This is a genomic window from Massilia sp. IC2-476 (assembly GCF_020707295.1).
GTDB lineage: Bacteria > Pseudomonadota > Gammaproteobacteria > Burkholderiales > Burkholderiaceae_D > Telluria.
The window spans coordinates 465,117-481,936 of the sequence record NZ_JAJFER010000004.1; the positions used below are offsets into that span (position 1 = coordinate 465,117).

The window sequence follows — 16,820 nt, forward strand, 5'->3', positions numbered from 1 at the left end:
CTTATCCCAGGTTGCGCACGATGTAGGGGCCGAGGAAGTTCGCCACCGGCAGCGGCAGTTTCTTCCACATCTTGATGAACAGCTGGTACTTCGGGTTCAGCGGATTGTTATCCGGCAGCTTGTCGGACGCATACAGCTTGTATTCATACGGCAGCGGCTCGGCGGTGAAGCCCCAGTTCTTCTTGAAGTCGTAGGCGCCGGTGCCCAGCTTGCTGCGGCCGTAGTCGAAGATGCGGCAACCGCGCGCGGCCGCTGCCTGCATCAGGTTCCAGTACATGAAGTCGTTGCCGGCCACTTCGCGCGCCAGGTCCATGCCGCCGCCGTAGTAGGGCACCACTTCGTCGCGCCAGTAGAAGGAGAGCACCGAGGCCACCAGGCGGTCGTCGCTCGTGTAGATGCTGCGCACCTCGCATTCGTCCCCGAAGGTCTGCTGCAGCAGGGCGAAGTATTTTTTCGGGAATACCGGGGTGCCCAGGCGCAGCACGCTGTTGGCATAGGCTTCGAACATGCGGTCGACGTTGTCCTCGACCACACCCTTCAGGCCCAGCTTGATCCCCTTGCGCACCATGGCGCGCTGCTTGCGCGGGATGGCGTTCAGGTTGGCTTCGTCATCAAGGCTGATCTCCTTGCGGAAGGTGACGTACAGCTCCTTGGTATGCCAGCTTGGGTCGTCCGGGTGGATGCGCTGCATGCCGCGGTATTCCAGGTGGCCGACGCCCAGTTCGCGCGCCAGCTTGTCGGCGGCCTCGTCGAGCAGGCGGCGCGCGCCCTCGTCCAGCGTGGCCGGCCCGCCGTAGACGCAGAAGGGCATTGCGCCCAGCGAGTGGCCGAACAGGCGGCTCTTGATCTCGGCGAGGGGCAGCACGCCCTGGATCTGGCCATCCTGCTGGACGTAGTAGAACCAGGTCTTGATGCCGAAGGATTGCTCGATCACCTTCTGCCAGCCGGACAGGTGGAAGAAGGTGGCGTCCGGGCAGGCGCGCACGAAAGCGTCCCAGCGGCCGTATTCGTGCGGCTGCAGGAGGTGCAGGGTTTGCGGTCCGGTGGCCAGCACCGGGGCGGCGCGCTTGGCCTGGGCGGCTTCGATGATCGAGTTCATGGCTGAGGCTTATTTTTGTTCGAGGAAGATGCGGTCCATGCGGTCCCACGCGAAATCGCGCGCCAGCTGCTCGAGGCGGCTCTCCATGCGCTCGATGTTCACGTAGTGGCGGAAGCGCGACTTGGCGTCCAGGCCCTGCGGGCGCGGTTGGCCCGGGTCGAGTTCCCAGGGGTGGAAATAGAACAGGGCCGGCTGGCGGTCTTCCCGGTTCACCTTCTGCATCATCCAGCGCGACAGGGCGTAGGGCAGCAGGCGGAAGTAGCCGCCGCCGCCGGCCGGCAGGTTCCGGCCCAGCATGTTGACGGTGGTGACCGGGACTTCCAGCAGGCCGTCCGGCCCGTGCGGGTAAAACGCGAAGCGCGGCGCATCCGGCATGCCGTAGTGGTCGTGCGCGATCGGGTAGATGCTCGAGCTGTAGCGGTAGCCGGCTTCCTGCAGGGCCTCCAGGGCCCACAGGTTGGCGTGGCCGATCGAGAAGCTCGGTGCGCGGTAGCCCAGCACGGCCTGGCCGCCGATGTCTTCCAGCAGCGCCTTGCTCGACCGGATGTCGTTGTCGAACTGGGCGCGCGTCTGGTCGGACGCGCGCAGGTGGCCGTAGCCGTGGCTGGCCAGCTCGTGGCCGGCGGCCACGATGCGCTTCACCATGGCGGGGTAGCGCTCGGCGATCCAGCCCAGGGTGAAGAAGGTGGCTTTCACGCCGTGCCGCTCGTAGATCGCCAGGATGCGTTCCATGTTGGCCTCGACCCGGCATTCGCGCGACGGCCAGGAGTCGCGGTCGATGTAGGGGGCAAAGGCCGAGACCTGGAAGTAGTCTTCGACGTCGCAGGTCATCGCATTCTTGATGCGCTCTCCGGGAGCCGGCAGGGGACGCGGAGCGGGGGCGTAGAGTTTCATTCCTGGTTGTCCATGTGCTGGGCCGCCGCGCCCTGGGGCGTGGCGACGATTTTCTTCAGGATCGACAGTACCGAGACGATCGACTTTTCGAGGCGCATCATCCGTTCGTCCAGCACCTCGACGCTGGCGGCGCGGCGGTCGCCGGTGCGCTGGTCCATGCTGCGCAGCCCGTCCTGGGGCAGGGCGCCGGCGTCCGGCGTGCCGACCGCGTCGGGCAGCTGGTATTCCTCGGAGATGTCGCGCACCACTTCAGTGATGTCGGCTTCGGTGAAGGCGTGCATCTCTTCCAGGTAGCCCATCAGGAGCACCCGGTCCATCAGCGTATTGGTCTTGCGCGGGATGCCGCCGCTGTAGGCGTAGATCGCCGCGTGCGCGCCCTCGTCGAAGGCGGGATCGCCCTTCCAGCCGACCGTGGCCAGGCGGTGCTCGACATAGGCGCGGGTTTCCTGCGCATCCATCGGGCCCAGGTGGTAGCTGGCGATCACGCGCTGGCGCAGCTGCTGCATGCCGGGGCTGTGCAGGGTGGCGCGGAATTCCGGCTGGCCGAGCAGGAAAGTCTGCAGCAGCGAACGGTCGTCGGTCTGGAAGTTCGACAGCATGCGCAGTTCTTCCACCGTGCGCGCGTTCAGGTTCTGGGCTTCGTCGATGACGAGCAGGGCGCGCTTGCCCTGGCGGTCGACGCCGCGCAGGAACTGTTCCAGGCGGTTCAGCAGCTCGGCCTTGCTGGCGCCTTCATACGGCAGGCCGAAGCTGGAGACCACCATGCGCAGCGTGTCTTCCGGATCGAGACTGGTGTTGACGATGTGGGCGGCCACGATCTGGTCCGTCGGGATCTTGTTGAGCAGGTTGCGTACCAGGGTCGTCTTGCCGGCGCCGACTTCACCGGTGATGACGATGAAGCCCTCGCCCTGCGACAGGCCGTACTCGAGGTAGGCCATGGCGCGCTTGTGGCCCTTGCTGCCGAAGAAGAAGTGGGGGTCCGGCCGCAGCTGGAAGGGTTTAGCGGACAGTCCGTAATAGGTTTCGTACATGCTTGCTGGCTCCTAGAGCTGTGCGGAAATGCCGGCGCTGATCGCGTTCTCGCGATAGCTGCTGTCATTGAAGCCGTAAGTGCCGCGCTGGTGGCGCAGTTCGACCACGCCGCGCAGCGACTTGCCGAGTTCGCGGGTATAGCCGATGCGGAAGTAGCTCCGCTCGTCTTCGATGCCGGTGGTGATCGAACGGCTGCGCGAATACGAAGTCGCCGCGTTCAGGTTCGAACGGGGATTCAGCTTGTAGGTGTAGTTCAGGTTCACCCCTTGCTCGCGCACGTTGTCGTTCAGGTTCGCCAGCTGGTTGCCCAGCAGCGGACTGTCGCTCTGCTGGCTCGACAGGGCGATGCGTTCGGTCCTGAACAGGGTCGCGGCGGCGGTGCTGCGCCCCTTGGTGTAGACACTCACGGCCTGCAGCTGGCGCTGGCGGATGTAGCGGTTGCTGAGGTAGTTGATGTCGTTGGCCAGGCTCGGCGGCAGGCCGGCATTGCGGATGTAATTGGCGACGGCCTGCTGGCGCAGCAGCGGATCGCTGATGCTGGCCGCGAACAGGCTGTCGAGCAGGGCTGCCGTGTCGATGGTCGAGGGCAGCAGCAACTGCTGGCGGCTGGTCGTGATGCCGTCGCCGTAGATGATCTTCCAGACCGTATGGCGGCTGCGATGACTGGCGTCGAGCCTGCCGGTCTGGCCGTAGAAATGGCGGCCGATGGAGGCATTCACGCGGGTACGTTGCGAGGGCGACCAGTCGAATCCGACCGACCAGTTGCGGCCCGCGTTGCGTTCGCGCAGGGTTGGGAAATCATAGCTGTCGTAGCCGGCGCTGGCGGTCAGTGCCAGACGCCGGGTCAGTGCGTACTGCAGCGAGGCGGAGGCCATCTCGGTCGAGGTATTGCCGCCGAAGTCGCTATCGAGCTCCTGGCGCATGAGGTTCAGGCTCCATCCCAGCGAGCGCTGCGATGGGCCGCTGCTCAGGTTGGCGGACACGGTGTCGCCGATGGTATTGCTGAAGGGGTCGAACTCGCCCGCGTCGACGCCGTCGCGCGAGTAACTCATGTCCAGCTGCGCGACATTGCCGAAACGGTGGCGCAGGCTGGGCGCGATGCGCCAGGTGCGCACGTCGACGCGGTTGTCGCCGAGGTAGGGCGCGCCCTCCACCTGTGGGCCGAAGGCCAGCACGCTACGCGGTGTCTGGGTCGCGGCGACGTCGACGAATAGGAAGTCGTCGAGCAGCTCGCCGCGGCCATTGAGCGCAAAGTCGAAGGTATGGTCGAGCGTATTGTCCAGCCGGTCGTTGCTGTAGGCGAAATGGTGCCACTGCGCCACCGTGTTGAACTGGAAACGGCGCCCGGTGCCGGTGACGATCAGTCCCGGATTGAGCTCGGAAATGAGTTGCGCCTTCTCGTTCGCTTTGTCGTTGAGCGCAATATTGTCCGTGTAGCTTTCGTTCAGGTTCAGTGTCGGCTGGACACGCCAGTCGGCATGGCTGGGCGCCGAGGCCAGCATCGCCGCGATCGCCAGCGGAGCCAGGCGCGGCCGAAAGACGGCGCGCAGGCGTCCGTCTTTAGCCATAGTGATAGTCATACGTTTCTTCGATGCCGGGAATGTCCCTGGTCTTGTTATAGATGAGGTTGACGTTGTCGTAGCCTTCCAGCTGGTGCAGCGCTTCCTTGAGCGCGTGCTGGGTCGTGCCCTGGGCTTCGACCACCACCACGATCTGGCCCATGTGCGAGGCCAGCGCGCGTGCTTCGCTGGTGAGCAGCAGCGGCGGCGAATCGAAGATCACGATCCGGTCCGGATAGCGGTTGGCGATCTCGTTGACCAGGTTGGCCATAGTCGAGCTGGCCAGCAGTTCGGTGGCGCGCGGCGTGCTCGTGCCGGCCGCCAGGATGCTCAGGGTGTCGACATTGGTGCGCAGCAGGACGTCGGAGACGTCGAGCTTGTCGTCCACCAGCAGGTCCATCAGGCCGCGCTCGGCCGGCAGGCCAAGGGTGCGCAGCACCGAGGGACGCGCCACGTCGGCGTCCACCAGCAGCACGGTGTGGTCGAGTTCCATCGCGATGCTCATCGCCAGGTTGATCGCGCAATAGGTCTTGCCTTCGCCCGGCAGCGAGCTGGTCAGCATGATCAGGTTGCCTGGATTGCCCTTGGCCGCCTGCTCCTCGAAAGCGCGCTTGAGCAGCGGACGCTTGATGATGCGGAAGTCTTCGAGCAGGCTGGTGCGGCCGCCGGCGGCGGTGACCATGCCCATCTCGCGCATCTTCGCCAGATCGAGCTCGACCTTGCGGGTGTTGTGGCGCACGGGCGCCGCGCGGGCGGCATCGAGCGCCGGCAGGACCGGGGCCGCCGGGGCCGTATCCACGGCAGCGCTCGCCACGGGGGGCAGGGCCGGTGGGGTGCTCGGCGCGGGTTCCAGGATCTCGATGCCGCTGTCCAGTGCCGGCGCAGCCGTCGGGACCGGCGCCTGGCCGCGCTCGAGGTCGATGCGGCGCGCCGCTTTTTCGATAATGCTCACGTCTGCTCCTTGTATTCGTTACAGGCCGGTCGGGCGCACCAGGATGGCGGCGACGCCGGCGCCATACAGGCCGAACAGCACCAGCATCGCGGTGCCGAGTGCATACAGGCGGCGCTTGCGGCGGATGGTCTGTGCGCCCGTCCAGTTCATGCTGATCGAACCGAGGATCGGCAAGCCGGTGGCGTCGCGCAGGGTGGCCTGGCTGAGGAAGGTCGGGCGCAGCTGGCTCATCAGGAAAGCGGCAGCCAGGCCGGCGCCGAGGGCGGCCACGAACACCAGCGAGAACAGGCGCAGGCGGTTCGGGCCGGTTGGCGTGGTGGGCACACTCGGCGGATCGATCACACGGAAGCTCAGCACGTCGGTGACTGAGGACAGGTCGCCGGACAGCTTGGCCGACTCGCGGCGTTCGACCAGTTTCTGGTAGTTCTCGCGGTTGACTTGATAGTCGCGGTTGAGCTGGGCAAGCTGGGCCTCGACCTCCGGCGCCTGGCTGCTGCGCGAGCGCAGCTGGGCCACACGGTTCGAGAACTCGGCCACGCGCGCCTGCAGCGAGGCGACACGCGCCTCGGCGTCCGCCAGCGATACGTTCAGCTGCTGGTACATCGGGCTGTAGCCGGCGCCCGGGTCGGCGCTCGGCTTGCGGTTCTTCGCCTCATCCTTTTTGCGTGCGATCAACTGGTCGAGCAGGCGCGCATTGGCGACGATGTCGGGGTGGGCTTCGGTGTACTGGGTGCGCAGGCTGTCCAGGGTCTTGGTGACGGCGGCAATGCGCTCGTCCAGTTCCGGATTGGCAAGCGGCGCCACGGTCTCGCCCGGCGCAGTTTCGCCCGCGACGCGGCGGCGCAAGGCATTGCGCGCCTGCTCGGCCTCGGCCAGCTCCAGGCGCGCACTGTTGAGCGCCTCGCTGGCAGCCACCATGCGTGCGCCGTAATCGCCGCCGCCTTCCGACGGCAGCATGCCGACGTTGCGAATCTTGAATTCCTTCAGGCTGTTCTCGGCCGCGGCCAACTTTTCCTCATAGTTGCGGATCTGGTCATCGATGAACTGGACCGCCTTGTCGGAATCCTGTTTCTTGCCGGTCGAACCGCCTTCGACGAAGATCTGCAGGAAGGCCTGTACCACGTCCTTGCCCAGTTTCGGGTCAGGTCCGGTATAGGTAATGGTGTAGATGTCGTCGCGCTCGGTGCCGCCGAGCCTGATCCTCGACATCAGCTCATCGACCAGCTTGTCGTGCTGCTTGCTGTCGGTGGCCTTGACGTCGAGGTCGACCATGCGCATGACTTTTTCGACGTTCGGGCGGCTGAACAGGGTGCCGCGCATGAACATCACCTGCTGCTCGACGGCAGGCAGTGTGGTCATGCCCGACAGCAGCGGCTTGAGGATGCTCTGGGTGTCCACATAGACGCGGGCCGAGGCCTCGTACTGGTTAGGCAGTTTCAGCACCACTGCCCAGCCGACGACGGCAACGACCCAGGTAATGAAGACCGCATGCCAGCGGTATTTCCCAATTGCTTTCAGGAAGGTAAGGATTGCGGCTGTGATATCTGCCATGTCATGAATCTCGCCTTAACGACTTGCGCGCGCGCAAGTCTACCAATCAATAAACAAACTGCATGATCGCTTGTTGACTGAGCAATTGCAATTGCGGGCCGGAAAAATGTACAGATCAGGCGACGAAAAAGCCGTCACATGCAACACAAATTCCCAAGATCAACGATTTTGGCGCACAATTTGCTTCAATTATCAGGAATTCGTTCCAATATGGCAACGTTACAGCTGATAAAATGTTTTCCACAGTCAAGCTAAGCGTGCCGAGCATCGTGCCCGCATGCGGCCCTTAATAACAACAATTGCTCTGTATCAAATGCCTATTTTAATGTCGAGAATGCAAAAGTGGCCACACAATTGATTTCTATTAGGAAGTGTTTGCGGCGCTGCAGCAGCACGCTTCTGCTGAGCTTCGCAGGGCTTGGCGCGGCGGCTCTGCCGGCTTCGGCCGCATCTGCGGCGGACACATTACCGGCGACCGTGGCCCGGATCAAGCCATCGGTAGTCGGTATCGGCACCCAGCTCAAGACGCGCCAGCCGGCGGTTGTCTTTACGGGAACCGGCTTCGTCGTCGGAGATGGATTAAGCATCATCACCAACGCGCACGTGATTCCCGAGCGTATGGACTCGGCACGTATGGAAGAGCTCGGTATCGTTGTGGGGAATGGTGTGGAAACGATCGGCTTCCGGGCTGCGCGCCTGGTCGGCCTGGACCGCGAGCACGACCTCGCCCATCTGCGCCTGTCCGGCGCGGCGCTGCCGGCCATGGTGCTGGACGGCGACGATACCGTGTCCGAAGGTCAGTTGCTGGCGTTTACCGGCTATCCGCTGGGCATGCGCCTCGGCCTGCATGCCGCCACCCACCGCGCCACATTGGCGGCGATCACGCCGGCGGTGCGGCCTTCGCTCAATTCGCGCCAACTCGATGCGCGCGCTATTTCCCAGCTCCAGCGCAATCCTTTCGGGATCTTTCAGCTGGACGGCACTGCGTATCCTGGGAACAGCGGCAGTCCCCTCTATGATCCGGACAAGGGCGCAGTAGTCGGCGTCATCAACATGGTGTACCTGAAAGGACTAAAGGAAAGCGCGGTGTCGGACCCGAGCGGGATCACCTATGCGATTCCGGTGCGTTATGTACGCGAACTGTTGCAAAGAAGCCCTTAGTATTTCAGGCGTGCACGAGGTTGCCTAAGTGCTATGGTATAAAATAGGGCTCGACATAAAGAGCGCCCGCCAGCGGCCCCGGAACGGATGGCTGCGGCCCACGCAAACCAGGGGATTTCTTGACGTGAGCACGAAAATGACGCACCAGATCAAGCGCGCAGCCCAGGCTGTTGCCATTACTTGCCTGTTGGTAGTGGGCGGCTGCACCAGTACGCCAACAGTCGTGGACAACACGCCGGCCATCAACCCGGAATACCTGATCGGTCCGGGTGACAATATCAACATCATCGTCTGGCGCAATCCGGAAGTCTCGATGTCGGTGCCGGTGCGTCCGGACGGCAAGATCACCACGCCGCTGGTGGAAGACCTGCCGGCGGCGGGCAAGACCTCGACCCAGCTGGCGCGCGACATCGAAGGCGCGCTCGCCAAGTTCATCCAGCAGCCGGTGGTGACCGTGGTGGTGACCAATTTCGTCGGCAACTACAACGACCAGATCCGCGTGATCGGCCAGGCGACCCGTCCCCAAGCGCTGCCATATCGCAAAGACATGTCGCTGATGGATGTCCTGATCGCCGTCGGCGGCGTCACTGAATTCGCCGCAGGCAACCGCGCCACGATCATCCGCACGATCGACGGCAAGCAGCAGAAAATGCAAGTCCGTCTCGATGACCTGATCAAGGACGGCGATATCTCGGCCAACATGACGATGCGTCCCGGCGACATTCTGGTCGTGCCCGAAAGCTTTTTCTAATTAACTGTCGAAACTTTTTACACAGCAGCTGCGCGAGTCGTTAGACTGCCGGGATAGGCTTGCTGCTGATCGCCGTAGGTCCCTGTTTTTGAAAGGCTTTTCAAACAGCGATAGCGGGAAGGCATATTTCTTGCTTAATTGAAATGCAGCTATCCCTGCGTAACCAACCAAGAGGATCGAACCCGTGTCGACCGAAGACCAACAAACGCGTGCTTCCGAGGCGCCGACCCTGACTTCGCGTGGCAGCGCGCGGCGCCGCTTGACCAAGGCCGGCCTGGGCGCGGCCAGCGTCTTGTGGTCCCTGGACAGCCGGGCCACCATGAACACCATGGTGTGCGTTTCGCCTTCCGGTGCGCTTTCCGGCGGCCTCAACAGCAATTACGCCAAGTCGCCGCCCAAGTGCGTCGGCAAGTCGCCAGGTTTCTGGAAGAATCACACCGGCGCCTGGCCCTGCTCGATCGGCAAGGATTTCGATGACGTATTCGGCTGCAGCGCGAAGTACGCCAAGACCTACGCGACCAAGACCCTGTACGAAATCGTGCGCGGCTGCGACTTCGACAAGTACAACTTCGGCATGCAACTGGTCGCTACTTACCTGAACGTGCTGTCGGGCCGCATCGGCTTCCTGTCGGTACCGACCCTGCAGCAGATGTGGAACCAGATCCAGAACCAGGGCTATTACCAGCCGGCCAAGGGCGTGTTCTGGAGCGCCGAGCAGACCAAGCGCTACCTGGAAGCCACGCACGATTGAGACGGCCCTGGCCGATGTGGCGTGTCATTCCGGGACAGTCCCTGCGCTGGCGCGAGTGGGACGACGAAGCGGTCCTGTTCAATGAGCTGTCCGGCGCCACCCATCACCTGGGAACGGCGGCGCTGTGCGTGCTGGAGGTGCTGCGCGATGGACCCGCGGGCCAGGATGCGCTGGCCGACAGCCTGCGCGCCGCCTTCAATGTCGACGAGACTGAACTGCCCGACCAGCTGGCCGAACTGCTCGACAGCCTGGTCCGCCTCGACCTGGTCGAAGCATGCTGAGCCTTTCCTCGCTGTCGCCGGGCGAGCTGCGCCGGCGCTTTGACGGTCCCGGCCTGGTGTTGCGCACCGGCCCGTTTCGCAGCCGCATCCGCACCGACATCCCGGCGCTGGTCGACACGATCTCCCTTTTATATGCCGACTATCCGGTCGACGAGGAGGGCTTCGCCGACTTTCAGCTGCATTTCGCGTCTACCCCCGGCTGGCGCCGCTGGCTGCGGCCCCAGGTGCGCTTCGACCAGGACGGCCTGCGGCCCTTCAAGCCGCTGCCCCTTAGCCAGGCCCATCCAATGTTCGAATGGGTGATGAACTGGTGCGTGTCGAACAAGGCGCACAGCTACCTGGTCATCCACGCCGCCGTGCTCGAGCGCAACGGACGCGCCTTCATCCTCCCGGCGCCGCCCGGCTCCGGCAAGAGTACCCTGTGCGCTGCGCTGGTGTGCCGCGGCTGGCGCCTGTTGTCCGACGAACTGACCCTGGTACGCCCGCATGACCTGGCCCTGGTGCCGCTGCCGCGCCCGGTCAGCCTGAAGAATGCCTCGATCGGCGTGATCCAGGCCTGGGATCCGCAAGCCGTGTTCGGTCCAGCGGTGCCGGAAACCAGCAAGGGCACGATCGCCCACATGCGCGCGCCGCGGGCCAGCGTCGCCGCGGCGGAGACGACGGCGCAGGCCAGCCATATCGTGTTTCCGCGCTACGAGGCCGGCGCGCCGGTCCGGATCGAGGGGGTAGCGAAGGCGCGGCTGTTCACCCGGGTGGCAGACAACGCCTTCAACTACACGGTGCTGGGCGCGACCGGCTTCGACGCGCTGGCGCGCCTGGTCGACGCCTGCGCCGGCTTCGATTTCTGCTACAGCGAGCTGGACGAGGCGATCGCCTTGTTCGAGCGCCTGGCGGGGGAGTCATGAGCGCCCTGCCGGTGCTGGTCGAGGTGCTGCGCGCGCCGGAACGGGTGCGCAGCCTGGATGCCGGCGGCTGGGACCTGCTGCTGCGCCAGGCCGGGCACGGCGACCTGGTCGCGACCCTGGGCCTGCTGCTCGAGGACGCCGGCCTGGCAGAGGCCGTGCCGGCGGCGGCGCGCGAACACTTCGCCTGGGCCTGGGTGCTGCTGGAGCGCCACCGGCGTGCGCTGCGTTTCGAGGTCGACCGGATCGGACACGCCCTGGACGGCCTCGCCTTGCCGCTGCTGCTGCTCAAGGGGAGCGCCTATGTCATGGCCGGCTTGCCGCCCGCAGCAGGGCGCATGTTTTCCGACGTCGACATCCTGGTGCCGAAGGAGCGCCTGGCCGAGGTCGAGGCGGCGCTCCTGATGCACGGCTGGGCCGGCACCCACCAGGATGCCTACGACCAGCGCTACTACCGCGAATGGATGCATGAACTGCCGCCGATGGAGCATATCCGGCGCGGCAATACCATCGACGTGCACCATGCGATCCTGCCGGAGACGGCGCGGGTGCGCCCGGATCCGGCGCTGCTGCGCGCGGCCGCGCTGCCGATCCCGGGCCGCCCGGGACTGCACACGCTGGCCCCGCACGACATGCTGCTGCACAGCGCCACCCACCTGTTCTCGGAAGGCGAGTGGCACCACGGCCTGCGCGACCTGCTCGACCTGCACCGGCTGCTGCTGCATTTCGGCGCCGCGCCCGGCTTCTGGGATGGCCTGGTGGCGCGCGCCGTGCAGCTGCAGCTGGCGCGCCCGCTCTTCTACGCGCTGCGCTATTGCGGCCGCCTGCTCGGCACCCCGGTGCCGGCCGAGGTGCTGGCCGATGCGGCTGCGGCCGGCCGCCCCACGGCGCCGCTGTTGGCCCTGATGGACGCGCTATTCCTGCGCGCCCTGTTGCCGCCCCATCCCAGCTGCGCCGACCGTTTGAGCCCGCTTGCCCTTGGCGCGCTCTACCTGCGCGGCAACTGGCTGCGCATGCCACCGCTGATGCTGGCGCGCCACCTGTTCCACAAGGCCGTCCTATCACCGCGCACGCAGGATGAGCCGGCGCAGGCGATCTGACTTGTTGCAAGGATTGAATTAACCTATCATCAACAGGCGGCTTCTGCCGGCAGCGCGTTGACCCTGGAAAGGCGATCCATGAACAATGATGCGAAGCACCTGTTGCGCTTGCAGGATGTGCAGGACTTGCTGGCCAGCGGCTCCCTCGACGACAACCTCGTCAGCCATGCCGAGCTGGCGCGGCGCCTGGTCGGCGCGACCAGCTGCTCGGTCATGCTGCTCAGCAGCGACGCACCGGACGACCTGCGCATGCGGGTCTGCGCCAGCGCCGGCGACATGCCGCCGGATGCCGCCGACGCCCTGGTCGGCAGCGGCGAGGGGATCTGCGGCCGGGTGCTGGCCAGCGGCCGCGCGCTGCTGGTGGAAGACATCGCCCGCTCCGAATTCGCCAGCCTGGCCCGGCGCCGGCGCGCCGCGGTGCCGGCCCTGATGTCAGCGCCGGTGCGCATCGACGGGCGCATCGTGGGCGTACTGAACGTCACCGGGGTTGCCTTCAGCGAGACCGAACTCCAGCTGCTCGAGGTGACCGCGCTGTTCATCGGCAAATCGGTGCAGACCATCCAGCTGCAGGGCCTGCTGGCCTCGCGCTTTGCCCAGATGGCGCTGGTGCGCGAAGCGCAGCAAAGCGGCGCCGACGCCACCGCCTACCAGAATCCGGAAGACGTGGCGCGTATCCTGGCGCGTTCCTTCTATAAAGAGATGACCCGCGCCGGCTTTGCCGCGCCGCAGATCGTCAGTGCCGCGACCGAGCTGATCGGCCAGCTGGGCGGCGCCATCCAGGAATCCGGGCGCACCGCCTGAATCCTGATGCGACAAAGGGCGGAACCCTTGCGGGTTCCGCCCTTTGTCTTTGCTTTGGCATCCCGCCGCGAGGCGGGAATGCTGCAGCTGAATTACTTGGCTGCCTTGCGGCGGCGCAGGCCAGCCAGACCGGCGAAGCCCAGGCCCAGCAGAGCCAGCGAACCTGGTTCCGGAACCTTGTTGGCGCGGATCGGGTCGTTGATCAGGCCGGTGAAGCAGGTGTTGTTGGCCACTTCTGCCGGCGAGCAGGTGCCCGAACCAAAGTTCGCGCCGTTGGTGCTCAGGGTGAACTTGCCGTCCAGGTCGTGACCGAACTGGCCGTTGGTGTTCCACTGTGCAGCAGCGGTGCCGCCCACGACGTCGCCGAAGAACTGGCCTTCGCCGGCTGCCGGCAGGGTTGCCGAGGTAGCGGTCTGGGTCAGGGTGGCCAGGCGTTCGTCGGCGTTCGGGTTGGTGCCGCCTTCGACGTCAACCAGCTGCTTGCCGGTGCCGAACACGACTTCCAGGTATTTTTCCATGCCGGCGAACAGCGAGAAGCTGTCGAAACCGGTACGCTGGCTTGGCGAAGCGTTGTAGTTCGAGGTCAGTTCCAGCAGGTTGACGTTCGAACGGTAGATGTCCAGGTGGATCTGGCCATCGCCTGCGCCGCCGGTGGCGCCGATGTTATAGATGCTGAACTTGCCGGTGGTCGAATCGAAGACGATGTTCTGGTCGGCGATACCGTAGATCATGTAGTACAGGTAGGAACCATCCGATGCGCCTGCGTACCACTGCTGGCCGCCGGTACCGCTGATCGAGGTGATGTTACCGACGCCCCAGGTGCTTTCGTTGCTGCCGGCGCTACGGTTCGATTCGGTGGTCAGGCCGGTCAGTTTGATGTTCAGGTTGCCGGTCAGTGCGTCCAGCGGAGTTGCCGATGCCGAGATTGCAGCGAAACCCAGGGCCAGCGACGTAATCAGGTGTTTCAGTTTCATTCTAATCTCCAGAGTGTTGGTGTATTGCTTCGGGGAGCGACAATGGATATTAAGCAAGGGGTGTGCCAGCCGTCAAAAACCCTCGGTAAGTACTTGATTCTTAGGGATATCTACCGGATCAGCTAAATATGCATGTCCCCACGTGAAGCGCGCTGTAAAGTAAACCGACAGGCTCAAGAGGGTTAGTTAACAAAAGGAAACGATATAGTAAAAAAAAGATTGCATTGGAAGAAATATTCGGGCCTGCTTCCGGTCTTTTGTTTATTTGCTGTGCATATTCCGCGGCCGCCTCGCATGCCGTTGTAAGTAATGCCGACAGAACGGCCGGGAGCGCCGGAAAAGCTGGCTGCTGTGCCCGAAAAATGGCAAGATGCCTAGCGTTAATAGCAAACCGGCGGCGCGCGTAGCACCCCGGCATTCTCTACAGGGGCTTCCATGACCAATGCTTTCGACTACGATACTTTTACCACCCGTAACAATGGCTATGTCTCGAGCGAGACCCAGGCAAAGATCCGCAGCACGCGCCTTCTGATTGCCGGTTGCGGCCTGGGTGCATCGACCGCCATCTGCGCGGCGCGCATGGGTTTTTCCGAGTTCATCCTGATCGATGGCGATACCGTCGACGCGCATAACCTGAACCGCCAGTTCTATGACTTCGACGATATCGGCAGCCCGAAGGTACAGGCGCTGAAGAAGCACATCCTGCGCATCAATCCGGAAGCGAAAGTGGAAGCGGTGCAGGCCAACCTCGACGCCACCAACGCCCAGCAGCTGGTCGGCAGCGTCGACATCATCTTCGACACCATCGACTTCCTCGACCTGGAAGCCATCCTGGCCCTGCATACCAATGCGCGCGAGCAGAAGAAGGCGGTGTTCACCGCGCTGTCGATCGGCTTCGGCGCCGGCGTGCTGTATTTCCCGGCCGGCACCAGCGCTTCGCTGGCCGACGTCATCGCGCACGACGTCCAGCACGCCCAGGGCGAGGGCGATGCCAGCTATGCGAACGTGTTCGGCAAGATCATGGGCCGCATCGGCGCCCACCTCGACCGCCAGGTGGTGGAGCAGGTGGCCAAGGCCCTGACCATCATGGAAGACGGCCGTCCCTGCCCGGCATCGCAGATCGCGGTGGGCAGCTTCACGGTAGCGGCGCTGGCGGTGGCGATGATGCACGACATGCTGGCGGGAATGGATGTGCCGGCCTCGCCGAACATGGTGGTGCACAGCTTCCGCAACCACACCACCAAGCTAGTTAATATCGCTGCCTAATTCCGCTTTGCGCACCACGTGCACGCGCGTCGGGTGCGCGTGTTCGACCACGGGCGGCTTCTCGCTGAACCAGGCCGCCAGCGTGGGATTGGTCATGACCAGCTTGCGGCGCAGGTCGTGCAGGTCGAGCACATAAGGCGTGACCGAGCCGTAATAATTCGCTTCGGGGCCGATGGCCATGAAGCGGAATCCCATCTTCTTCAGCGCATGGGCGAGCGAACGCTCCATTGCCGCGAACCAGTAGCGGATGCCGGCTTCCTCGCTGTGGCGGAACATTTCGCGGTACATCCCCAGGAGTAACATCGGCGAGGTGCGGTCGCGCCGGTCGACCGCCGGATCGAATTCGATGGCCGGCTCGTTGCTTGGCATGAAACCCGGTACCCCCAGCACGCTGTCGGCGCGACGCCGCCGGTGGCTTTTCTTGACGACCAGGCGCGAGATCTCGGCCGCCTGCTCGCGGTCCGGCATCTCGAAATCGGTGAACACTTCGCAGTGCAGCTCGAAAGGATAGGGTTTCGGCTCCTGCGGCTGGACCAGGCGCACGGCGCCGACCAGCTTCTCGTCCATCGTATAGGCGGCGAAATGGGTCGAGGAATCGTCGTAGTCGTCGAGTTCCATGCCGTCGACATACTGGTCGGGCTGGAGGAAGGCGCATTCCAGGCAGTACACCTGGTGCCGCAACCGGAAAATATCGCCCGGAACGTTGTTGGCGCTGTGGCCGGGCCGGAAGGCGCGGAAAATCTTGCGATTGTCGTGGTCGATTGTTTCTTGATGTGCCCCGAATTCAACACGGGACAGGAAGGCGTCTGGATCGACGCGGGCTTTTCCGTTGTCCATCTTTTGGTAATCGTCCAGTCTTGGACCCTAGTTATTTTTTCTTGGCTCGTTCCTCCCAGAAATTTCCGATCAAGGTTTTCACCAGGATCCATAGGGGGATCGGTTCATCGTTGAACCACGCTGCCAGGAATTTGTTTTCCCTCTTCAAGCGCTCGTTCAGGTCATTCAAGTCGACCATGTGAGGGGTGACCGGGCCGTAATAATCGACCTGCGGACCAATCGGCACAAACTTGAACCCCATTTTCTCCAGCGAGCGCGCCAGTGACCTTTCCATCGCCGCATACCAGTAACGGATCCCGTTCTGGCGGCTATGGCGGTACATCTCTCGGTACATTCCGAGCAATAATAGCGGACTATTGCCACGCTTGTCGCGCCGCACGGTTGACTTCGGCTTAATCGTCTTCGTGCTGCCTTTTTCCATGAAATCCTGCGAAATACCCTCCATCGAGTCGCCACGGCGCCGGCGGTGCGTCTTCTTGACGACCAAGCGCGAGATCTCGGCCGCGTTTTCGCGTGGCGGATAGGAAAATTCCGGAAACGGGCTGCAATGCGTTTCGAAGGGGTAGGGCTGGCCATCATGTGGCTGGACCAGTCGCACTGTGCCGACGATGTCCTGGTTCAGCGTGTAGGCCGCGAAGTGGGTCGAGCAGTCGTCGTACTCGTCGGTTTCCTGGCCGTTATCGAAATCGCCCGCTTCGAGGTAATGCCGTTCCAGGCAATAGACTTCGTAGCGGAGCTTGTAGATCTCCTTGAGCACATAGGATTCCATATTCCCTTTCATGACCCTCTGAAAAGAAAAGTAGGGAATCAGGATGTCACGCTTGCCGACCAGATGGTCGACGAGGCGGCTGACAAAGCCGCTCCGGACTGGTTCGCACTCTTCTTGTTCTTGGGTAATGGAAGTCATGG

Annotated in this window: 17 protein-coding genes; 8 read left to right on the top strand and 9 right to left on the bottom strand. The window is 63.8% G+C overall.

The window, feature by feature from the left end:
* Position 1: 1 nt before the first annotated feature.
* From LK539_RS14085 to LK539_RS14110, 6 genes are read right to left on the bottom strand one after another with little or no spacing between them, the layout of a single operon-like run.
* Complete coding sequence (locus tag LK539_RS14085) at positions 2-1,099, bottom strand: FemAB family XrtA/PEP-CTERM system-associated protein (RefSeq protein WP_227801587.1); 1,098 nt, start codon at positions 1,097-1,099, stop codon at positions 2-4.
* Between the two features lie 9 nt (positions 1,100-1,108).
* Complete coding sequence (locus tag LK539_RS14090) at positions 1,109-1,993, bottom strand: XrtA system polysaccharide deacetylase (protein WP_227801588.1); 885 nt, start codon at positions 1,991-1,993, stop codon at positions 1,109-1,111.
* A complete protein-coding gene (locus tag LK539_RS14095; protein WP_227801590.1) occupies positions 1,990-3,024 on the bottom strand; it encodes an XrtA/PEP-CTERM system-associated ATPase in 1,035 nt (344 codons plus the stop codon). Before LK539_RS14095 ends, LK539_RS14090 begins: the two co-directional genes overlap by 4 nt.
* A 12-nt stretch (positions 3,025-3,036) precedes the next feature.
* Positions 3,037-4,605 carry a TIGR03016 family PEP-CTERM system-associated outer membrane protein gene (locus LK539_RS14100; RefSeq protein ID WP_227801591.1) on the bottom strand — a complete coding sequence of 523 codons (1,569 nt, stop codon included), beginning with the start codon at positions 4,603-4,605 and terminating at the stop codon, positions 3,037-3,039.
* Positions 4,586-5,536 (bottom strand): XrtA-associated tyrosine autokinase, encoded by a 951-nt coding sequence (locus LK539_RS14105; protein WP_227801592.1) that lies wholly within the window; start codon positions 5,534-5,536, stop codon positions 4,586-4,588. The genes LK539_RS14100 and LK539_RS14105 overlap by 20 nt, the downstream gene beginning before the upstream one ends.
* Positions 5,537-5,554: 18 nt before the next feature.
* The gene (locus LK539_RS14110; protein ID WP_227801593.1) at positions 5,555-7,087 is read right to left on the bottom strand and encodes an XrtA system polysaccharide chain length determinant; all 1,533 of its coding nucleotides are present in this window, start codon (positions 7,085-7,087) and stop codon (positions 5,555-5,557) included.
* Positions 7,088-7,429: 342 nt separating this feature from the next.
* On the opposite strand from LK539_RS14110, the gene LK539_RS14115 reads away from it, so the two are divergent.
* The 7 genes from LK539_RS14115 to LK539_RS14145 all read left to right on the top strand — a co-directional run bounded on the left by LK539_RS14115 (position 7,430) and on the right by LK539_RS14145 (position 12,834).
* On the top strand, positions 7,430-8,248 hold the full coding sequence (locus LK539_RS14115; protein WP_227801594.1) for a trypsin-like peptidase domain-containing protein: 819 nt from the start codon (positions 7,430-7,432) through the stop codon (positions 8,246-8,248).
* A gap of 136 nt (positions 8,249-8,384) precedes the next feature.
* Positions 8,385-8,999, top strand: coding sequence for an XrtA/PEP-CTERM system exopolysaccharide export protein (locus LK539_RS14120; RefSeq protein WP_227801639.1), 615 nt, complete (start codon positions 8,385-8,387; stop codon positions 8,997-8,999).
* Positions 9,000-9,183: 184 nt separating this feature from the next.
* On the top strand, positions 9,184-9,750 hold the full coding sequence (locus tag LK539_RS14125; RefSeq protein ID WP_227801595.1) for a hypothetical protein: 567 nt from the start codon (positions 9,184-9,186) through the stop codon (positions 9,748-9,750).
* 14 nt (positions 9,751-9,764) lie between these two features.
* Entirely contained in the window at positions 9,765-10,031 is a 267-nt protein-coding gene (locus LK539_RS14130) for an HPr-rel-A system PqqD family peptide chaperone (RefSeq protein ID WP_227801597.1), read from the top strand.
* Complete coding sequence (locus LK539_RS14135) at positions 10,025-10,936, top strand: HprK-related kinase A (protein ID WP_227801598.1); 912 nt, start codon at positions 10,025-10,027, stop codon at positions 10,934-10,936. Before LK539_RS14130 ends, LK539_RS14135 begins: the two co-directional genes overlap by 7 nt.
* Positions 10,933-12,033 (top strand): nucleotidyltransferase family protein, encoded by a 1,101-nt coding sequence (locus LK539_RS14140; RefSeq protein WP_227801599.1) that lies wholly within the window; start codon positions 10,933-10,935, stop codon positions 12,031-12,033. The genes LK539_RS14135 and LK539_RS14140 overlap by 4 nt, the downstream gene beginning before the upstream one ends.
* 78 nt (positions 12,034-12,111) lie before the next feature.
* Positions 12,112-12,834 (top strand): GAF domain-containing protein, encoded by a 723-nt coding sequence (locus LK539_RS14145; RefSeq protein WP_227801600.1) that lies wholly within the window; start codon positions 12,112-12,114, stop codon positions 12,832-12,834.
* A gap of 92 nt (positions 12,835-12,926) precedes the next feature.
* Here LK539_RS14145 and LK539_RS14150 read toward each other — a convergent pair whose 3' ends face one another.
* Complete coding sequence (locus tag LK539_RS14150; RefSeq protein ID WP_227801601.1) at positions 12,927-13,808, bottom strand: PEP-CTERM sorting domain-containing protein; 882 nt, start codon at positions 13,806-13,808, stop codon at positions 12,927-12,929.
* Positions 13,809-14,243: 435 nt separating this feature from the next.
* Between LK539_RS14150 and LK539_RS14155 the strand changes: the two genes are divergently transcribed.
* Positions 14,244-15,074: a ThiF family adenylyltransferase gene (locus tag LK539_RS14155; RefSeq protein WP_227801602.1), complete on the top strand. Its 831-nt coding sequence runs from the start codon at positions 14,244-14,246 to the stop codon at positions 15,072-15,074.
* Here the strand turns inward: LK539_RS14155 and LK539_RS14160 are convergent.
* Together LK539_RS14160 and LK539_RS14165 are read right to left on the bottom strand one after the other, a co-directional pair.
* Positions 15,054-15,911: a PEP-CTERM/exosortase system-associated acyltransferase gene (locus LK539_RS14160; RefSeq protein ID WP_227801603.1), complete on the bottom strand. Its 858-nt coding sequence runs from the start codon at positions 15,909-15,911 to the stop codon at positions 15,054-15,056. The genes LK539_RS14155 and LK539_RS14160 overlap by 21 nt on opposite strands.
* A gap of 31 nt (positions 15,912-15,942) precedes the next feature.
* Positions 15,943-16,818, bottom strand: coding sequence for a PEP-CTERM/exosortase system-associated acyltransferase (locus LK539_RS14165; protein WP_227801605.1), 876 nt, complete (start codon positions 16,816-16,818; stop codon positions 15,943-15,945).
* Positions 16,819-16,820 lie beyond the last annotated feature (2 nt).

Excerpts from the sequence above, each read along its gene's own strand:
- LK539_RS14085 (WP_227801587.1), bottom strand. The coding sequence starts at position 1,099 with ATGAACTCGATCATCGAAGCCGCCCAGGCCAAGCGCGCCGCCCCGGTG.
- LK539_RS14090 (WP_227801588.1), bottom strand. The coding sequence starts at position 1,993 with ATGAAACTCTACGCCCCCGCTCCGCGTCCCCTGCCGGCTCCCGGAGAG.
- LK539_RS14095 (WP_227801590.1), bottom strand. The coding sequence starts at position 3,024 with ATGTACGAAACCTATTACGGACTGTCCGCTAAACCCTTCCAGCTGCGG.
- LK539_RS14100 (WP_227801591.1), bottom strand. The coding sequence starts at position 4,605 with ATGACTATCACTATGGCTAAAGACGGACGCCTGCGCGCCGTCTTTCGG.
- LK539_RS14110 (WP_227801593.1), bottom strand. The coding sequence starts at position 7,087 with ATGGCAGATATCACAGCCGCAATCCTTACCTTCCTGAAAGCAATTGGG.
- LK539_RS14120 (WP_227801639.1), top strand. The coding sequence starts at position 8,385 with ATGACGCACCAGATCAAGCGCGCAGCCCAGGCTGTTGCCATTACTTGC.
- LK539_RS14130 (WP_227801597.1), top strand. The coding sequence starts at position 9,765 with ATGTGGCGTGTCATTCCGGGACAGTCCCTGCGCTGGCGCGAGTGGGAC.
- LK539_RS14135 (WP_227801598.1), top strand. The coding sequence starts at position 10,025 with ATGCTGAGCCTTTCCTCGCTGTCGCCGGGCGAGCTGCGCCGGCGCTTT.
- LK539_RS14140 (WP_227801599.1), top strand. The coding sequence starts at position 10,933 with ATGAGCGCCCTGCCGGTGCTGGTCGAGGTGCTGCGCGCGCCGGAACGG.
- LK539_RS14145 (WP_227801600.1), top strand. The coding sequence starts at position 12,112 with ATGAACAATGATGCGAAGCACCTGTTGCGCTTGCAGGATGTGCAGGAC.
- LK539_RS14150 (WP_227801601.1), bottom strand. The coding sequence starts at position 13,808 with ATGAAACTGAAACACCTGATTACGTCGCTGGCCCTGGGTTTCGCTGCA.
- LK539_RS14155 (WP_227801602.1), top strand. The coding sequence starts at position 14,244 with ATGACCAATGCTTTCGACTACGATACTTTTACCACCCGTAACAATGGC.
- LK539_RS14160 (WP_227801603.1), bottom strand. The coding sequence starts at position 15,911 with ATGGACAACGGAAAAGCCCGCGTCGATCCAGACGCCTTCCTGTCCCGT.
- LK539_RS14165 (WP_227801605.1), bottom strand. The coding sequence starts at position 16,818 with ATGACTTCCATTACCCAAGAACAAGAAGAGTGCGAACCAGTCCGGAGC.